The following is a 19,030-nucleotide window of genomic DNA, read 5'->3' as shown; positions in this document are numbered from 1 at the left end:
ACGAAGCCGTCACGACGGTCGATGCCGGTCTGGTTGATCTGGCTGTGGCTGATGACGGTCACCTTGCCCTTGCCGCCGATCAGTTCCGCCATCTTGTCGGCGGCCAGCGCAGCGGCTGCCTTGCCGTCGGTGGCGGCCAGGGTCAGCGGGATGTCGGAATTGCAGGCGGCGTCGAACTGGACGACCGGGATGCCGGCCGCCTTCGCGCTCTCCATCAGCGGCACGCAGGCCTCCGGATCGAGCGAGGCGTAGCCGATGGCGTTCGGCTTGCGGTCGATGGCGGTCTGCAGCATGTTCAGCTGCGCGTCCACCTCGGTCTCCGAGGCCGGGCCCTCGAAGGTCATCTCGACCCCGAGCTCAGCGGCCTTCTGCTCGGCGCCGGTCTTCACGGCCTGCCAGAACTGGTGCTGGAAGCCCTTGGAGATCAGAGCGATCTGCAGCTTGCCACCGCTCGGGGGAGCGGACTCGCTGGAGCTGCCCTCCGGGGCGGGCGCGGCGGAGGTGGGGGCGGCGCCCCCACCACAGGCGGAGAGGGCGAGCGCCGACGCGATGCCGGCGGCCAGAAGCGCGAACTTGCGCGTTCCCTTCATGTAGTTACTCCTTCGTTGGTTCCTGCTGAACGTCGATCAGCAGAGTTCGTGGATCGGGTGCGAGGCTCGCGCCCGGGTTTGGCGGGTGGATTGGTCACGTCGTTGGCGGACGGTGTCAAGCCCCCTTTCTGGTACGGAGCGAGTCGCTCCACACGGCGAGGAGAATCACGATGCCGACCACCACGTTCTGCCATTCGGTCTGGATCGACATGATCCGCAGGCCGTTGATCAGCACGCTCATCACCAGGGCGCCGATCAGGGTGCCGAGGATGGAGCCGCGGCCGCCCAGCATCGAGGTGCCACCGATGACCACGGCGGCGATCGCCTGCAGTTCGTAGCCCATGCCAAGCTGCGGCTGGGCCGAGCCGAGCCGGGAGGCCAGCACCACGCCCGCGATGCCGGTGAAGATGCCGGCCGTCATGTAGATGATGATCTTCCACTTGCTGGTGTTGATGCCGGAGAGCCGGGTGGCCTCCTCGTTCGAGCCGATCGAGAAGGTGTAGCGGCCGAGGATGGTCCGGGTGAGCAGGATGGAGGCGACGATCGCGCAGGCGAACAGGATCAGCACCGCGTTCGGGAACCCCGGGATCAGTTCGCCCAGAGCGATGGTCTTGAAGCCGTCGACCTGGATGTAGACCGGCTTCACGCCGGAGACCACCATGTTGAGGCCCTGGGTGATCATCATCATGGCCAGCGTGGCGATGAACGGCGGCACCTTCAGGAAGACGATGTTCGCGCCGTTGACGGCGCCCATCAGCGCGCCGGTGGCCATGCCGGCGAGAATGCCCACCCACATCGGCAACCCGAAGTTGGTGATGGTCACGCCGGTGATCACCGCGGCGAAGGTCATGCCGGTGCCGATCGACAGGTCGATGCCGCCGGTGATGATCACCAGCGTGGTGCCCACCGCCAGGATGCCGATCACGGCCGTGGCCAGCAGCACGCCGGAGATGTTGCTCCACTGCAGGAAGGCCGGGTTGGCGATCGAGAAGAAGATGAACAGGACGATCAGCGTGCCGAAGGCCAGGCCCTGCTGCAGGCTCTGCCGCAGGACGGTCTTCAGGTCGCGCTTGCCCGCCTCGGCGGACTCGGCGACGGCGGGAGTACCGGTTTCGGTCGGGTTGCTCATGGTCGGCTCCCTTTCACTTCTGCTGATCGGATGCGGTATGGAGGTAGGACTCGTCATGGCCCTTGGTGGCCAGCGCCATGATCTTGGGCTGGGTCGCCTCGGAGTTGTCGAGGAAGCCGGTGATCCGGCCCTGCGACATGACGGCGATCCGGTGCGAGATGCGTAGCACCTCGGGTAGTTCGGAGGAGATCACGATGATCGCCTTGCCCTCGGCCGCCAGCCGGTTGAGCAGGTCGTAGATCTCGGCCTTGGCGCCGACGTCGATGCCGCGGGTGGGCTCGTCCACGATCAGGACGTCGCAGTCGCGCTCCAGCCATTTGGCCAGGACGACCTTCTGCTGGTTGCCACCGGAGAGGTTCTTGGTGAGCTGACGGACGTGCGGGGTCTTGATCCGCAGCGACCGAACGAACTCCTCGGCGCGGATGCGGGCCTTGCCGGGCTGCATGAAGCCGAACTGATTGCGGTAGGAGGAGAGCGAGGCGAGGATGATGTTCTCGTCCACCGGCTTCTGCAGCAGCAGCCCGAGCACCTTGCGATCCTCCGACAGGTAGCCGATGCCCTGCGCCACGGCATCCACCGGGCGCCTGATGTTGACCGGCCGGCCCTTGATCAGCACCTCGCCGCCGCTGGTCGGGTCGGCGCCGAAGATGGCCCTGGCCAGTTCGGTGCGTCCGGCGCCCATCAGGCCGGCGAAGCCGAGGATCTCGCCTCTACGGATGTCGAAGCTGGCATCGCGGATCAGATCGCGGGTGTAGAGGTTCTTGACCTCCAGCACGGTCTCGCTGTCGAGCCGGCCGGAGATCGCCGGACGGGCGTCCTCGTCGATCACCCGGCCGACCATCATCTCGATGATCTTCGGCACGTCGAACTCGCCCTTGCCCAGCGAGCCGACGTAGCGGCCGTCCCGCAGCACGCTCACCCGGTCGGCGAGCCGGCCGAGTTCCTCCATGCGGTGCGAGATGTAGATGATGCCGGTGCCGCGTTCACGCAGATCGTTGATCAGCTTGAACAGGGTCTCGGTCTCGGCGGCGGTCAGGGCCGAGGTGGGCTCGTCCATGATCAGCACGCGGGAGTCGAAGGAGAGCGCCTTGGCGATCTCGACCATCTGCTGCTTGGCCACGGTCAGATCGCCGACCAGCGTGGTGGGGGAGAGCGCGATGCCGAGCCGGGCGAGGAATTCGGCGGCCTGCTTGTTCAGCGCCCGCTCGTTGACCCCGAAGCCGCCGAGGTTGCGGGGCTCGCGTCCGATGTAGATGTTCTGCGCCACCGTCAGGTGGGGCATCAGGTTCATCTCCTGGTAGATGATCGCGATGCCGAGCGCCTGCGCCTCGGTGGGCGAGTTGATCGGTTCTTCCTTGCCGTCCACCCAGATGGTGCCGGTATCCCTGGTGTAGATGCCGGAGAGGATCTTCATCAGGGTCGATTTGCCGGCTCCGTTCTCACCGACGAGGGCGAGCACCTCACCTTTGTCGAGATGGAACTCGACATCGGCCAGCGCCTGCACGCCAGGGAACGCCTTGCTGATCCCCTTGACCTCCAGTAGCCGTTCACTCACGGCAGCACCCTCCTCGTTGAGTAGTCATGACGCTGGCTCCGATGCGACTTGTATGCACCTGTACCTACCGCTTGGCTAGAGTAGCGTCTTGGATCGCAAAACGGAACCAGCCCCGCCCATCATTCCGAGGTCACCGGGGTGACGCCCTTGCGGAAGATCGCGTTTCCGTAGCCGCGCGGCTCGCCGGTGCGGATGATCAGCTCGGCCTCGGCGGCCAGGTCGTAGAAGGCGAACCGCTCGACGACGCGCTGCTCGGCGCCCTGCAGGTCGGCCGCTTCGACCAGCTCTTGCTGGACGGGCAGCAGCCCGTCGGGGGATTCCATCAGGTCCAGCGCCGGGCCGTGGACGTCGGGCACGATCACCGACCGGATCGCGCGCAGCACCCGCGGCGAGCTCAGCCCGGGCAGGTCCACCAGGTGCTTGCGGGCCAGCTTGGAGGCGGTGAAGTGGGCGTCCGCGACCACCACGCCGTCGCCGTGGCCCATCTCGTCCAGCGCCAGCAGCAGCCGGCCGGTCAGGATCGGGTCAATATTCAGCAGCACCATTGCCTCCCGAACGGAAATCGATTTCTGTATCGTAGGCGGCGAGTGCCCGGTTCGCCAGCGACGTGACCCGATTGTGACCAACGCGAGGGGTCGCCAGGTGGGAGGCGACCTGCTCCGGCGTTGCCTGACTGGCCCTCGGCAGAGGAGATGCCGTGGACAGGCCTACGGAGACCTGTCCACGGCAGGTGTCGGTCAGACGACGGACGGCGGCGTCTCCAACTGGTCGGCGACCTTCCGCCACGACTGGCTGAACGGTCCGTAGGCCGTCTTGATCATGACCCCGACTGGCAGCTCAGGGCACTCGTTCTCACCGTTGGTGCCCCAGTTCACCCAGCCCGACTGCTTGCGCTGCACGATCTGGAACTGCCCCGATGGCTCTGAGGTCCACCACACCATCGCGCGCTCCAACTCGGAGTGGTACTCGACCGTCTTCTGCGCGGCTCCGGGAAAGATGGTCTCGTGCTCCACCTGCTGGACGTCCACGGGGCCGTCGGCGATCCGCCAGGGCCGGTCCGGCAGGTCCGCCAGGCGGTGCGCGGCCGCGCGGACCCTCGCGAGCCGCTCGCGAATCTCGTCGTCGGGAAGGGCGCCCTCCCAGGCGCAGAACAGACGCCAGTAGAGATCCCAATGGGCGGACTCGATGTCCCCCGTCAGCGCGTCGCGGAACGCGCGGAACTTCTGGTTGCGGCCGTCCTGCTTCTGGAGGGTCTTGGCAACCATGCCGGCCAGCTGGCCCGCGTAGGGGTCGCCGTCCCGGTACCGGACCCCGCCGGGGGTGTCGAACCGGTCGAACACCAACTCCCCCTGGCCGCCCTCGAACTCGTCGCCCACGGTGATCTTGTTGACGATCGACCGGCCATTGATGACCGTCTCGAAGTCGTCGACGAGATACCGTCTGCTGAACCAAGGCGTGCCGAACGTGAACCGCCACTCGATTGAGAACCGCTTGCCCTTCAACTCGTCGAGCAGCCCGTCCGGAATCGTGCCGCTCATCCGCAGCGCCACGAGCACCGGGCCGCGCTCGAGCCACTCCACCGCCACCGTCGTGTGTTCTGGCGGGTTGATCAGGCCGTTCTCCGGTGTGAAGAACGGGCCGTAGAAGCCGCCGATCGCGTTGTTGCCGGACGGCAGCAGGTCGATGCCCTCCGCAGTGGTGGCAAAGTGGCGGATGCCCCATTTCGACGAACCCTCCCCCTGGGCAGTGCCGGTGCACAGCTCAAGGTCGAAATACCCGGTGTCGAGACGGACGAAGGCGTCCGCCTCACGGGGCGGCAGCGTCACTATGCCGCCGACCGGCGCCCCCTCGTCGAGGGGGGCTTCGAGGGCGAGGCTCAGTGGACCGTCGAACGACGCAACGGTGACGAAGCTCGTCCGGCCGGGGTCCTCCTGCTGCTGCAGGCGCTGGCAGAGCAGCTCCTCGCCGGTGCTCGCGCGGGCGCGCCAGAGCCGGTCGGGCAGCTGGCCCTCGACGGCGAAGACGAGTGGTTCATTGCGCCTCGGCCCGAGGTGGTCGATGACGGTGACGGTGGTGGCCCTCATGCCGTCGCTCCCACGACGGCAGTGTCTTTGACGACTCGGGTGGCGGACCGTTGCTTCAGTGAGTCGATGGCGACGGCGAGGATGATCACGATGCCTTTGATCAGCAGTTGCGTGAAGTACTGCACGTTCATCAGGATCAGGCCGGTGCTGAGCACGCCGAGGATGATCGAGCCGATCAGGGTGCCGATGATGCGGCCTTTTCCGCCGGCCAGAGCGGTGCCGCCCAGGACGACTGCCGCGATCGCGTCGAGTTCATAGCCGTTGCCGGCGGTGGGCTGCGCCGAGACGACCTGGGCTGCGAAGATCAGGCCCGCCAGGCCGGCCAGGGCGCCCGCGATGACGTACACCGACGTCAAGATCCGCTTGACCTCCACGCCGGCCAGGCGTGCCGCTTCCGGGTTGCCGCCGACCGCGTACACGTGACGGCCGTATTTGGTGCGCTCAAGCAGGAACCAGGCCGCGCCGTAGACCACGAGCATCACGACCACCGGGGCAGGGACGCCCGCCACGTAGCCGTTGCCCAGGTCGCGGAAGGAGAGCGTGTTGTCAACGATCGGCTGTCCCTCCGTCATGGTGTACGCAAGGCCTCGCAGGAAGGTCATGAGGCCGAGTGTCACGATGAACGGCGCAAGCGACAGATAGGCTGAAAGCGCACCGTTGATCCAGCCGGCCGCCGCACCTGCGGCGACCCCGACGAGCAGAGCCGCGATCGCTGGGACGCCAGACACCGCCGCGAGCACCGACGTCACTCCCGAGACCGCGACGATGGAGCCGACCGACAGGTCGATACCGCCGGTGAGAATCACAAAGGTCATGCCGGCGGCGATGATCGCGTTGATCGAGATCGACCGGGCGATGTTCAGAAGGTTCCCGGTGGTGGCGAAGTTCGGGGCCGCCAAGGCCATGAAGAGAATCAGCGCCAGCAACACAACGAGGATGCCGACCCGATCCCACCACTTGGCGAACTCGAAGGGCTGCCTGACGGGTGCAGGGTCGGTCACTTGATTCTGGGTTGTCATGATTGTTCCTCCTCCGCCGTACCAGTGGCGTAGCTCATTACTTCTTCCTCGGACGTCTCGGACGACCGCAGGTCGGCCTTGATGCGTCCGTTCCGCATCACGAGGATGCGGTCGCTGGTCCCGATCGCCTCCGGCAGGTCGGAGGAGATCATGAGGATCGCCTTGCCTTGGCCCACCAGTTCGTCGATCAGTTCGTAGATCTCGCGCTTGGCGCCGATGTCCACTCCTCGGGTCGGCTCGTCCAGGATCAGCAGCTCCGACTCGGTCAGGAGCGCGCGGGCCAGGACTGCCTTCTGCTGATTCCCGCCGGACAGGCTGCGGGAGGGGAGTGCGATGGCGCTCTGGCGGAGCCGCAAGAAGTCCATCTGCTCCAGGACGGCCCGGCGGATCGGTCGGCTTTTGAGGACGCCCGCGCTGGCGAATCGATCCAGCGACGAGATCGCGACGTTGTTCTCGACACTGTGGTCGAGGAACAGCGCCTGTTCCTTGCGGCTTTCCGGCACCATCATCACGCCCTGGGCGATGGCCCGCTTCGGCGCCGCGGCCGAGTACGGCTTGCCATGCAGGGCCACCTCGCCGGCATCGCGTCGTTCCGCGCCGAAGATCAACCGGGCCATCTCGGTGCGTCCGGAGCCGATGAGGCCCGCGAAGCAGACGATCTCACCGGCGGCGATGGTGAAGCTGACGGGCCCGATGCCGTTGCCGCACAGCTCGTTGACCTCTAGCACCGTCTGGCCGACCTCGCGCGAACTGTGCGAGTACAGATCCTGGATGTCGCGTCCGACCATCATGCGCACCACGTCGGCAGGCTCGATCTCGGCTCGTTCCCGGGTGCCGACATACTTGCCGTCGCGGAAGACGGTCACACGGTCGGCGAGTCGCCACACCTCCTCCATCCGGTGGCTGATGTAGATCAGCCCGACGCCGCGGTCCTTGGCGTCGGCGATGATTCGGTACAGCTCCTCGGTCTCGGCCCTTGAGAGGGCGGCGGTCGGCTCGTCGAGCACCAGGATGCGGGCGTTCTCGCTGGCGGCGCGGGCGATCTCGACCATCTGCTGCATGCCGATGCTCAACGATCCCAAGGGGAGCCGGGGGTCGAGCCTGAGTCCGATGAGCGCCAGTTTGGCTTCGGCGTCTTCGTGCATCCGCTTGCGGTTGAGCACGCCGAACTGGCTCGTCGGTTCCACTCCGAGCGCGAGGTTCTCGGCGATCGTCATGTCGGGCACGGTGTTGATCTCCTGGTGGATGATCGCGATGCCGTTCGCGCGGGCGTCCGCGGGGTGCGAGATGTCGACGGACCTGCCGTCGATGAGGATCTCGCCGGCATCCCTGGCGATGTTGCCCGCCAGGATCTTCATGAGCGTGGACTTGCCTGCGCCGTTCTCGCCCATCAGGGCGTGGATCTCACCTGCGCGGAGGTCGAAGGACACCCGGTCGAGTGCCTGGGTGGCTCCGAATCTCTTGGAGATGCTGCGCAGTTGCAGCAGCGGTTGTTGCGTTTCAGCAGTCATTGTTGGCCTCCTCGGTGGTGGGGCGGACGACTGCCCGCCCCACCTACTCGGTCACCAGCCGGCGTACTCGCCGACCGTGTCCCGGGTGACGATCACGCTGGGGATCAGGATCGTGGTCTCAGCCGGCGGGTTGCCGTCCACGATGGCCTGGGCGACGTCGACGGCCTGGCGCACCATCTCCGCCGGGTTCTGGGTGGCGGTGGCGATGAACGGGGAGCCGTCTCGCTGGAGTTCGGCCGCGCCCTCCGGGCTGCCGTCGATGCCCACGACGAGGATGTCGTTCTGCCGGCCGGCCTGCTCGACTGCCAGCACCGCGCCGAGCGCGGACGGGTCGTTCATGCCGAAGATGCCCTGAACGTCAGGAGCGGCGGTGAGCATGTCGGTGGTCACGTCGCGTCCGCTTGCTCGGTCGTTCTTGGACGACTGGTGACCCGCCACCTTGATGTCGGGGTAGTCCTTCATCACGTTCTCGCACCCTTGGATGCGGTCGATGATGGTCTGGATCGGCGTCCCGTCGACGATCAGGATGTTGCCCTTCCCACCGATCTCATCGAACAGGTACTTGCAGGCGACCTCTCCGGCCTCGACGGCGTCCGTCATCACGACGGCATCGGCGCCCACCGCAGGGGTGTCGACAGCGATGACGAGGGCGCCGGCGGCGTGGGCGCGGTCGATTGCCGGAGCGATGCCGTCCTCGTCCACCGCGGAGATAACGATCAGGTCCACCCCCTGGGCGATGAATGCGTCGATCTGGGTGTTCTGCTTGGCCAGATCGAGTTGCGCGTCCTGAACGTTGAGCGTGGCGCCGAGCTTCTTCGCGGCGTCCTCGGCGCCCTTGGTCATGGCGGAGAAGAACGGGTTGGACATGTCTTGCACCATCAGGCCGATCGATTCGATCTTGTCCGGCACCTGAGCCGACGGTCCGGCGGGGCCGGAGCCGATCGGCTGTGGGTCGCCAGAGGTGCAGGCGACCAGGGCGATCGCCGAGATCGTGACCGCGGCGCCGGCCAGCAGCTTCTTGGTTTTGGGCATGGAGGTTCCTTGTCTTCAGTGAATGTGCGCACGGCTACGCCCGGCTTTGGGCGCAACGAAGCCGTGATGAGAAGGTCGTGGGGGCGAAAAGGGGCCTTAGGTGGGCCCGATCAGTGATGGTCAGCGGCATCCACAGGACTGCCGGATCAGTAGTTGTGCCGTCACCTCCTTGGTGTCTTCTTCGTGATAGTCGACTCCGCTCGGCGCCTGCGCTTCAGCGTTGCGAGCGATGATCGTGGCGAGCGTCGCCGCAGCGAGTTCGCCGATCGAGCGCGAATCCTCGTCCACCACGGTCAACGGAGGGTCGAGGAGCGGCGCCCAGGGGAACTCGTCGAATGCGACGAGTGAGACATCGTCCGGCACCCGGAGCCCCCGTGAACGCAACGCGGTGAGCGCGCCATGGAGAAGCGGGTTGTTGCCCGTGACAAGGGCAAATTGCGAACTCGGCATTCGCTCGGCGAGATAGCTGTCAAGCACAGCACGAGCGGAGTCCGGGTTGTTGTCGCATTCGAGCACGGTGAGCCTGGCCCTGTGCCGGGCGGCGGCGGCGCGAAGCGCCTGCTCACGTTCGATTCGGGTGGACCAGCGGTGTGGGTAGGCCAACAGGACCCACTCGGTCAGTCCGTGCTCGGCGAGATGGTCGCCCACCAGCCCGGACGCGTCGGCGTTGTCGGTGGTGACCGAGGCCGTGCCCATGTCGGTCTCCGGCGCGCGGGAGTCGACGAAGACGACTGGAACGCCCCACTGCGTGAGCTTCTCGTAGTTCGCCATGGTCAGGGTCAGGGCTGAGATCAGTCCCATCGCACGGTTCTGCATCGCCCCCGCTACTGCGGCGTCCTCCAGGGTCGGGTCGTAGCGTCCACGTGGTGCGACATCGGCGAACCGCATCGAGATCCCGGCTTTGCGCAGGCCGGACTGGATGCCTTCGATCATGTCGATGTAGTAGTAGTTGGATGTCGACGCCGTGGTGACGATCACGGGCCCCGGGGTCTGGTTGCGCAACGCGCGTGCCGCCTGGTTTGGGACGTATCCGATGGCTTTCGCCGCATCGAGCACCTTCTTGCGGCTGGCGGGCGAGATGCCGTCCGCCCCGTTGAGGGCGCGCGACACGGTGTAGATCGACAGGCCGGTCTCCCGCACCACGTCGTTCAGCGTTGGCTTCCGTGCCATCGGCCACCCCTTGTGCCTAAACGTTTAGGGCTTGGCCATTGGGCAAACTTCGTGACCTAAACGATTAGGTGAAACTTAGCACGACCGGCTTCGGCTGTCAATCGGTCGAGCGACGATCCTCACAGCTGTGGGGGCCGGACGGTGTCCGACCCCCCACAGGGTGTTGGTGATGGCTAGGTGACCTTGACTGTGTAGGTCTTGGACTTCTTGCCGGCCTTCACGGTGATCTTCGCGGCGCCCTTCGCCTTGGCCACGATTCGACCCACCGGATCGACCGTAGCCACGCTGGGCTTCGACGACTTGTAGGTCACCTTGATCCCCGTCGCCTTCGCCGACGAGTACGTCCCCGTGATGTAGATCACCTGGCCGGCCCTCATGGTCTTGGGGACACTCGCCGAGACCTTTGTCACTGTGGACCTCGGCTTGTTCTTGACGACCGTGACCTTGATCTTCGACGTGGCCTTCTTCCCGGCGCCGGTCATTTGGGTGGTGGTGACCGTGATGGTGGTGGTGCCGGGCTTCTTGGCCTTCACCGTGCCGTCGCTGCTCACGGTGGCGACCTTGGTGTTGGACGACTGCCAGGTCACCTGACCGACGTATGCCGGGTGGGCGTTGGAGTAGTAGACGCCTTCTTCCAGTGTCAGACGCTTGCCCTTGACCAGTCGCAACTGGCTCTGGTTGAGCTTCACCCGCTCAACCACCGGACCCGCCACCTCCAGCGAAGCGACTGCCTGGTTGAGACGCTCGACTGCCGCATCAATCTGCGCCTGGGTGGCCGCCCCGTCGTCGAGCACCTGTTTCGCCGCCGCGAGTTGCTCTTGCAGTTCCTCCCACGAACCAGCGGTGTACTTTCCGTCGTTGTTCACCAACCCACTGATGGTGAGGTAAACCTGCTCCAGCACGGCCTTGCTCGGCTTCGGTGACTTCACCTCCAGCCCGCTGATCGCACCTTGTAGCGCCGATACCGCGGCGTCCAGTCCGGCTTGAGCCTGATCCGCTCGATCGACCCAGACCGCCTTCGCTGCATCTACAGCGTCCTGCAGCGCCGTCACGGACGCCTCGGTGTAGCTGCCGCTCTTGGCCAGCAAGGCGTCTGCTGCCTCGACCATCGCTTCCAGTACCGCCGGATCGCCACGCTCGACCAGTGCCTGTGTCGCGGCTTCAAGCGCCTCGGCGGCCGCATTGACCGTCTCCTCGCCGGCTGTGGGTTCAGCCAGCACGGCCTTCGCCTCGGTCAGCGCAGCCACGAACGCCGAAGCGGTCGACTCGGTGAATACCTCGGACTCCACGTCGGCCAGCAGCGCCTCGGCAGCGCTGATCGCATCCGACAGTTGGCTCAGCGCGCTGGTGTAGTGAACGTCCACGAAGGGCACTACCTTGGCCTGCCTTGGACCGAACTCCAGGTAGTCGACGTCGTACTTCCACCAGTTCGAGCCGTTCGGCTGGACGTTGACGACGCCCCGGTCGAGCTGAACGTTCGCCAGCGACGAGTTGTACTCTATCTCGATCTCGTTCTCGCCGTCGACCAGGTACTTGGTCACGTTCGCGATCGGCTTGGTCCAGCTGATGCCGCCGCTGTGGATGTCGCCGCCCACCAGGGGCACCTGCTTGCCGGTGCCGTCGTCGATGGTCGGCTTGCCGACGCCGCCCACGTCCCTCTTGACCTTGGTCGGATTGGTGCTGACGTCTCCGCCGACCTTCTTGCCGTTGACCCAGACCACCATGCTCTCTTCGAGAGTGGCGCCGAGGTCGAGGTAGGCGCCGCTCGCTGCACTGGCATCCCAGGTGAATTCCGCCCGGTAGTGACCGGTGCCGGAGACGGTCTTGCCGACCTCGGGAATGTTGTTCCACGTGGTCAGGCTGTCCAGTTGAACGCTGATCGGCGTCGTGACCGTGGAGGTCTTCCGGTTGACCGTGGTCAGCCCGTCGATCGTCTCGGTCCGGGAGAGATCGCCGGCCGTCGCATTCGGACGCCACGACTCGACCGTCACGTCCCAGCCGGTGATGTCGAAGGCTGCTGGTACAGCGACCTCTGAACGATATTCCCGGCCGTCGCTCAGCTTGGTCTCCAGACTGCCACTGGTCATCGTCCGCACCGCGACGCCATCACCGATCGCGTATGCCGAATCCCCGTTGGTGGAGACCACGTGCAGCGCATCCTCGCTGACCTTCTCGAAGGCCATCAGTGCGACGTTGTTGTAGTCGAGATCAATCGGGACCACCGTCCTGCCGTCCGACCAGCGGTACTTCCCCAACTCCGTCACCTCGCCGGACCAGGCGTCGATGGAGTAGGGGATGAACCGGCCGTCGAGCTCGATCTCGGTCGTGATGTTGGTGCCGAACTGGGTCGTCCGGACGCCCGCCTTGTGGCTGTACTGGTGATAGTCGTCGTCCCCGTAGTTGTAGGCGTACAGATAGCGGTTGCCCGCGTCGTCCTGCCTGGTCTGGGTCAGCAACTGGAGGTTGGGCTCGGAGTAGCCGGCGTAGGGATGCACCCCGAGTTCCTGCAGCTTCTCCATGACGTTGTCGTCATACCCGCCGGGAGCGGCGCTGAAGTAGTCGATGTCGTCGTAGACGGTCGCCGTCCTCACCGTGGCCAGCGACTTCAGCTCGGTCATGATCTTCTTCAGCAGGCCGTCCTTGCCGTCGTTGAACGGCGTCCGGGAACCGGCATCCTCCAGGACGACCACCTTGAGACCCTTCTTGGCCCAACCCAGGAGCTTCTGGGCCGCCTTGACGTCCAGCCAGTCCTGGTAGAGCACGATGGCCTTGTAGCCGGCCTGTTCGATGGTCTTGGTCGCCTCGTTGAAGGAGACATCGTCGTCGAACAGGAAGTCAGGGCTGAAGTAGTCGTAGGTGTAGCCGTTGTCCTGGAGGTCGGTGGAGCGGTAGTAGATGCCCTGGTGCGCCTGCTGCCAGTTCATCTGGGCGTTGTTGTTGCCGACGCCCCCGCCGAATCGGATGCCCTGGGTCCAGTTCTGATGGATGAAACCCACGTCGGTGCGGGACTTGCCGGTCTGCATGAGCTGCTGGATCCGGCCGAGGTGTGCGTTGAACTCGTCATAGTTGGCAGCTGCCGGATTTCGCGTCCCGAGCAGCGGGAACTTGAGGTTGAACGGCGACGGATCGAAGCCGGGCCACTGGTAGTTGCCGTAGCCGAAGTCGGATGCCCAGACATGCCAGACGATCCGCTGGAAGCCCGCCGCGTAGGTGGAGTAGGCATCCTGCAGTCGCTTCTGGTAGGTCATGTTCCAGCCGATCGGCACAGCCGAGGTCTCGCTGGAAAGCACCTTGTTCTCCAGCTTGGCGCCGCCGGTCCACAGCCGGAAGATGTCCACCTGGTTGTACTGGTTGAGGTTCTCGGCCTCGGGGTAGTCGACCGCCATGGCCGGTTCGGAGATCTCGATCGGCTTGCCGTAGGAGATCTGCGCCCGGGTCGCGATGCCAACGGAGTTCAGCCAGGTCTTCAGCGGTGTGAGCATCCGCTCCATGTACAGCTCGGTCAGAACATCCTGGTAGTCGTTGATGATCGCCTGGCGGCGCTTCTCGTCGCCGTCGAGCCGGTAGGTCCCGGTGTCGGCAACCCGGTGGTACGGGTTCGCAACGCTCGCGCTCACTCCGCTGATCAGGAACAGGTAGGGCGTGACGTCGTAGCCCTTGCGCCGGTGGAACTCGGCCGCCATGTCCTCGGCCCACCAGGTGAACCCGCCGGTGCCGTAGGTGACTTCGAGAGAGTCCATGAAGAGCTGCACATCGCCCTGCCGGATCTTCTCCCGAAGCGCCGGGTCACTCAGGTAGTGGGCTTCCCAGAACTCCTTCAGTGCGGCTACGCCGCGTTCATCGAAGTAGTTGGTCGCGTAGCTCGGTTGCGCCGACGGGCTGGAGGTCTGGTAGGTGCCCTGCGTCCACAGGGCGAAGATCCGGTAGGCGCCGTCCTCGGGCGCCGTCCAGTCCAGGTCCTGCGTCCAGACGTCAGCACCCTGGGTCAGCTGCGCGGCGAGGTCGATCCTGCTGTCGGGATCCACGGCGCTGTCCGAGACGCTCCGGTAGGCGTAGGCAGTGACCAGCTTCGCGCCCGCCCGGCGAGCATTGGCGGCCGGTACGGGCAAGGTGGTCAGCGTCTCGCCGGCGTTCACCGTCGCGGTGCCCAGGGTCAGGTTCTGCATGGCGGCCTGGCTGACAGGGTCCAGCCCGGGCACGTTCGACGTGGCCCAGTTGGTGCCGGAGGTCAGGTAGACGCTCATGCCCAGATCGAGGAGCTTGTTCATCATCAAGCTCCACTTGTGGGTCCACATCTCGGAGCCGTAGGCGTAGTCTGCGTCGGCTGCGCTGCCGTCGTTCTGCATGCAGAGCTCCACACCACGGAAGCCGGCGTCATACAGAACCTGGATCTGCTCCAGCAGGGTCTCGTCGGTGTGGGCGGCCTCGCCCAGCCACCAGCGGATGTCGGCGCTGTAGATGCGGTCAGGGTCGATGTACTTGCTCTCCAGTTGCCTGGCGAACGCCGAGCCCCCGCTGGGTGCGGCTGCGGGAGCGGCGATCGGTCGTAGCTGCGGTCCATTGGCGGAGGCGGGTGCGGCCGGGGCCACGGACAGCGCCAGCGCACCGGAGACGAGCACGGCCAGCGCGCGCGTCGAATGTCTCGTATGGGTGTTCATTGCTTCTTACTCGTTTCGTGTTAGGCCGTGTGGCTCCCGAGCCTCCTCGCTCAGGGTGGTGCTCCTCTCCGTTGGCGAACCTCCTGACCGGCGGTGACCGCGCCGATTCGAGCGGCGACGCTCCGAGCGGAGGCTGAAACGTTCTAGCCGGAACTTAGCCGGACCGGCTTGTCTTTTGTTGCAGAGGGCTTAGCACGATTGCGGCAAGGGTTCGGTTGCTTGTCGTGCGCCCGGATCAGTTCTCGGCGCGGTGATGCAGCGCTCGATACCGGCCGGGCGGGATGCCGTGGCGCTGCTTGAACACGCGGGTGAGATAGCTGGCACTGGCGAAACCGGATCGTTTTGCCACGGTCTGGATCGGGAGGGTGGTGCGCTCCAAGTACTCCTGTGCCTGCTCCAGTCGGAGTTCGGTGGTGATCTGGCCAAAGCCCTTCCCCGTGTGTCTGCGGATCAACCTGGAGATGTGGCTGGGCGAGTAGCCGAAGGCGGAGGCCACCAACTCCAGGGTGGCCTCCGCACGGTGCGCCTCGAGATGCTTGAGGATGCTCGTGACCAGTCTTGGCGCGTCGTTCTCGCCGACCTGGGCTGCCTGCTCGCGCGACAGCGTGGCGAACAGCGCCGTGAAGTATCCGACGCAGACCGACTCCCAGGCGGGTTGCCGACGGAAGCATTCGATGGCGATGGACTCCACCAGTCCGCGGATCTGCGCGGCGCCCGTGGCCTGGCGAGAGACGTGGATGAAGTCCTGCCGGCGCTGCATGAGGTGGAAGTAGGTGACCACGTACTCCGCGAACAGGGGTGCATCGGCGAGGCTGAAGGCGGACGTCTGCTGCATGATCTCTGGTCTGATGATGAGGTTGATCAGACAGGCTCCGTCGTGAATGCGCACCTCGTGTCGGACGTGGGGGTTGAGGAACACCAGATCCCCCGGGAGCATGGTCATCTGCCCGCTCGCATGATGATGGGTCGCCATGCCGGAGTGCAGGTAGGCCACCTCGAAGAAGTCATGGTTGTGCAGAGTGATCGGCTCGTCGGGAATGGGTGTCATGGTGTGGAACAGCACTCCGATCCGCTCGTCCGGCCGGAGGAAGTAGTCGGCGAGCAGCGTGCGCCGAGCCCGGCCGTCCCCGTCGCGCAGGTGCGCCAACCGGGGGGCCGCCTCCGGGCCCGACATGAGCTCGTCGGACCGGGCCTTCCACGCGACCAGCACCTCATCGATCTTCATACAGCTCAACTCCCGGGCCGGCGGAGCCCGCGCCGACTTGGCCACTCCTGCTCCGACGATCGCGATGTGTCAAAAGACGGGTTTGAAACGATATAGTCGCAGACCCTACTGTGTCTCCGGGTGTGGCGCAAGAAGCGCCGGAGTGAGACGGTTCAAACCGCTAGGCTGGCAACGAATCCGTTTTGGGGGAGGCTGTGGTGGATCGCCGGGCATCGGTGAGCATGAAGGACGTGGCCGCGCTGGCCGGCGTCTCGATCGGCACCGTCTCCAACGTGCTCAACTCGCCGGAGCTGGTGGCCGAGGCCACCCGGCAGCGGGTGGAGGCAGCCATCGCGAAGCTGGGCTGGGTGCGCAATGAGTCGGCCCGCCAGCTGCGCGCCGGGCGGAGCCGTTCGATCGGCATGGTGGTGATGGACATCGCCAACCCGTTCTTCGCCGACGTGGTCCGGGGCGCGGAGGACTTCTTCTACGACAACGGCTATTCGGTGCACATCGGCAACAGCGACCAGCGGGCCGAGCGCGAGGCGACGCTGCTCGATCAGTTCCAGCAGCAGCGGGTTCGCGGGGTGATCTTCGCCCCCATCGCCGTCGGCGCCGAGCCGGCGGTCCAGGTGCGCCGGCGCGGGATTCCGGTCGTGCTGGTGGATCGCGCAGCCGGCGTGGACGGCTTCTGCACGGTGGGCGCCGATGACATCGAGGGCGGCCGGCTGGCGATCGCCCACCTGCTTGGCCAGGGGCATCGCCGGATCGCGGTCGTCGGCGGCCCGGGCAGCCTGGCCCAGGTGCGGGACCGGCGCCGGGGCGCGGAACTCGCGCTCAGCGGGACGCCGGAGGCTTCGCTGCTGGTGGTGTCCAGCGAGTTGCTCGACGTCGAATGCGGCAAGCGTGCCGCCGGCGAACTGCTTACCCTGCCGGACGAGGAGCGTCCTACCGCGGTGTTCGCGCTCAATGACCTGCTCGCGATCGGCCTGCTGCAGGGGTTCACTGTGGCCGGTCTGCGGGTGCCGCAGGAGATGGCGATCGTGGGCTATGACGACATCGCCTTCGCCGCAGCGGCCGCCGTCCCGCTGTCGTCGGTGCGGCAGCCCCGTGCCGAGCTCGGCGCGAGCGCGGCCGAGCTGCTGTTCGACGAGATCCGGTCCGCCGAGTCCGACCTTCCTCACCAGCATCACGCGGTGCGGATGACCCCGGAGCTGGTGGTCCGACAGTCGTCGGCTTATCAAATCGTTACCTGAGAAGCGCTTGACAACCAGCTTCGCCGCGGCCTAGGTTTGAATCGTTCTTATGTAACGTTTCAATCAAGGGCGAGGAGCGAGATCAGTGAGTGACGAAGGCGTCCCGATGCTGGAACTGCGCGGTGTCTCCAAGCGGTTCGGTGCGGTGATCGCGCTCCGCGACGGCCAACTGACGCTGCATCCCGGGTCGATCCACGCGCTGGTCGGGGAGAACGGCGCCGGCAAGTCCACGCTGGTGAAGATCATGGCCGGGCTCTACGCCCGCGACACCGGCGACTTCGACCTGGAAGGCAGGCCGGCCGAGTTCCGGAGCACCGCCGACTCCAAGGCGGCCGGGATCGCCGTCATCTACCAGGAGCCCACCCTCTTCCCCGACCTGTCGGTCACCGAGAACATCTTCATGGGACGCCAGCCGGTCGGCCGCTTCGGCATGATCGACCGGGCCGCGATGCGCGCCGAGGTCGTCGAGCTGATGACCCGCCTGGGGGTCGCCATCGACCCCGACCGCCCCACCCAGGGCCTCTCCATCGCCGACCAGCAGATCATCGAGATCGCCAAGGCCATCTCGCTGGACGCAAAGGTCCTGATCATGGACGAGCCCACCGCCGCCCTCTCCGGCGTCGAGGTGGAGCGGCTCTTCGCGGTCGCCCGCAGCCTGCGCGACGAGGGCCGCGCGCTGATGTTCATCTCGCACCGTTTCGACGAGGTCTTCGGTCTCTGCGACACCATCACCGTGATGCGGGACGGCGCCTACGTCGGCACCGTGGCCACCGACCAGACCAGCGTCCCCGAGATCGTCCGGATGATGGTGGGACGCGACGTCAACGAGCTGTTCCCGAAGATCGAGGCGTCGATCGGCGAGGTCGTGCTCGAGGTGCGCGGCCTGACCTTCCCCGGACGGTTCGCCGACATCGACTTCGACGTCCGCGCCGGCGAGATCGTCGCCCTGGCCGGGCTGGTGGGCGCCGGACGCTCCGAGGTGGCCCGCGCGGTCTTCGGCGTCGACCCCTACACCGCCGGCGAGGTGAAGCTGAAGGGCGCGCCGCTGCCGGCCGGCAGCCCGGCGGCGGCGATGAAGGCCGGCATCGGCTTCGTCCCGGAGGACCGGCGGCAGCAGGGCCTCGTCCTGGATCTCGGGGTGGCCACGAACATCGCCGACGCGATCCGCGGCGACCTCGTCAAGCGCGGGGTGATCACCCGCAAGGCGGAGAACGCCGCGGCCCAGGAATGGGCGCTAGCCCTGGAGGTGAAGGCGGCCGCGCTCGACGTGAAGGCGGGCACCCTCTCCGGCGGCAACCAGCAGAAGGTCGTCCTGGCCAAGTGGCTGGCCACCCGTCCGGCCCTGCTGATCATCGACGAGCCCACCCGTGGCATCGACGTCGGCACCAAATCAGAGGTGCACCGCCGGATGTCGGAGCTCGCCGTCGAAGGCCTGGCGATCCTGATGATCTCCTCCGAACTGCCCGAGGTGCTCGGCATGGCCGACCGCGTCCTGGTGATGCGCGAGGGCAGGATCAGCGCCGAGCTCTCCCGCGCCGACGCCACTCCGGAGACCGTCATGTTCGCCGCCACCCACGCCGCCCAGGAGGTGACGGCATGACCACCGCGACCCGTCCCGTCCAGACCGCTGCCCCCTCGCTCGGCAGCCGGCTGGGCCACCTGCTGCGCCGCCGCGAGACCTCGATCCTGGCGGCCACGGTGGTGATGATCGTGGTCACCGCCGCGGTGCGTCCCACCTTCGTGTTCAGCGGGGACGGCTGGCGCAGCCTGCTGCTCAACCCGGCGATCTACATCGTGCTGGCGATCGGCGTCTCCTTCGTCA

General features: G+C 66.3%; 13 protein-coding genes and 1 pseudogene. 3 read left to right on the top strand and 11 right to left on the bottom strand.

Annotated elements, in window-relative coordinates:
* The 11 genes from Q0066_RS04645 to Q0066_RS04595 form a co-directional block, all read right to left on the bottom strand.
* Positions 1-590 (bottom strand): substrate-binding domain-containing protein (locus Q0066_RS04645; RefSeq protein WP_298130524.1); only part of this gene is annotated, 590 nt, incomplete at its 3' end.
* Positions 591-705: 115 nt separating this feature from the next.
* Positions 706-1,719 (bottom strand): ABC transporter permease, encoded by a 1,014-nt coding sequence (locus Q0066_RS04640; RefSeq protein ID WP_298130522.1) that lies wholly within the window; start codon positions 1,717-1,719, stop codon positions 706-708.
* A gap of 13 nt (positions 1,720-1,732) precedes the next feature.
* Entirely contained in the window at positions 1,733-3,274 is a 1,542-nt protein-coding gene (locus Q0066_RS04635; RefSeq protein ID WP_298130520.1) for a sugar ABC transporter ATP-binding protein, read from the bottom strand.
* 119 nt (positions 3,275-3,393) lie between these two features.
* Entirely contained in the window at positions 3,394-3,816 is a 423-nt protein-coding gene (locus Q0066_RS04630) for an RbsD/FucU domain-containing protein (protein ID WP_298130517.1), read from the bottom strand.
* A gap of 195 nt (positions 3,817-4,011) precedes the next feature.
* Positions 4,012-5,358 (bottom strand): hypothetical protein, encoded by a 1,347-nt coding sequence (locus Q0066_RS04625; RefSeq protein WP_298130515.1) that lies wholly within the window; start codon positions 5,356-5,358, stop codon positions 4,012-4,014.
* Positions 5,355-6,377, bottom strand: a complete 1,023-nt coding sequence (locus Q0066_RS04620) for an ABC transporter permease (RefSeq protein WP_298130513.1) — start codon at positions 6,375-6,377, stop codon at positions 5,355-5,357. The genes Q0066_RS04625 and Q0066_RS04620 overlap by 4 nt, the downstream gene beginning before the upstream one ends.
* Complete coding sequence (locus tag Q0066_RS04615; RefSeq protein ID WP_298130511.1) at positions 6,374-7,888, bottom strand: sugar ABC transporter ATP-binding protein; 1,515 nt, start codon at positions 7,886-7,888, stop codon at positions 6,374-6,376. The genes Q0066_RS04620 and Q0066_RS04615 overlap by 4 nt, the downstream gene beginning before the upstream one ends.
* Before the next feature lie 51 nt (positions 7,889-7,939).
* Complete coding sequence (locus Q0066_RS04610) at positions 7,940-8,920, bottom strand: ABC transporter substrate-binding protein (RefSeq protein WP_298130509.1); 981 nt, start codon at positions 8,918-8,920, stop codon at positions 7,940-7,942.
* Between the two features lie 120 nt (positions 8,921-9,040).
* Positions 9,041-10,090 carry a LacI family DNA-binding transcriptional regulator gene (locus tag Q0066_RS04605; RefSeq protein WP_298130507.1) on the bottom strand — a complete coding sequence of 350 codons (1,050 nt, stop codon included), beginning with the start codon at positions 10,088-10,090 and terminating at the stop codon, positions 9,041-9,043.
* 173 nt (positions 10,091-10,263) lie between these two features.
* Positions 10,264-14,748: an Ig-like domain-containing protein gene (locus Q0066_RS04600; protein WP_298130505.1), complete on the bottom strand. Its 4,485-nt coding sequence runs from the start codon at positions 14,746-14,748 to the stop codon at positions 10,264-10,266.
* Positions 14,749-14,983: 235 nt separating this feature from the next.
* Positions 14,984-15,973 carry an AraC family transcriptional regulator gene (locus tag Q0066_RS04595; RefSeq protein WP_298130504.1) on the bottom strand — a complete coding sequence of 330 codons (990 nt, stop codon included), beginning with the start codon at positions 15,971-15,973 and terminating at the stop codon, positions 14,984-14,986.
* 197 nt (positions 15,974-16,170) lie between these two features.
* Here Q0066_RS04595 and Q0066_RS04590 point away from each other — a divergent pair, with 197 nt between their 5' ends.
* From Q0066_RS04590 to Q0066_RS04580, 3 genes and pseudogenes are all read left to right on the top strand, one after another.
* Positions 16,171-17,208: a LacI family DNA-binding transcriptional regulator gene (locus tag Q0066_RS04590; RefSeq protein WP_298130502.1), complete on the top strand. Its 1,038-nt coding sequence runs from the start codon at positions 16,171-16,173 to the stop codon at positions 17,206-17,208.
* A gap of 85 nt (positions 17,209-17,293) precedes the next feature.
* Positions 17,294-18,808 carry a sugar ABC transporter ATP-binding protein gene (locus Q0066_RS04585; RefSeq protein WP_298130500.1) on the top strand — a complete coding sequence of 505 codons (1,515 nt, stop codon included), beginning with the start codon at positions 17,294-17,296 and terminating at the stop codon, positions 18,806-18,808.
* Positions 18,805-19,030: pseudogene (locus tag Q0066_RS04580) on the top strand (ABC transporter permease); the annotation flags it as partial. The gene Q0066_RS04585 and the pseudogene Q0066_RS04580, both read left to right, overlap by 4 nt.

Source organism: Micropruina sp. (genome assembly GCF_027492755.1).
Classification (GTDB): Bacteria; Actinomycetota; Actinomycetes; order Propionibacteriales; family Propionibacteriaceae; genus Micropruina.
This window is presented reverse-complemented; position numbering and strand designations above follow the sequence as displayed.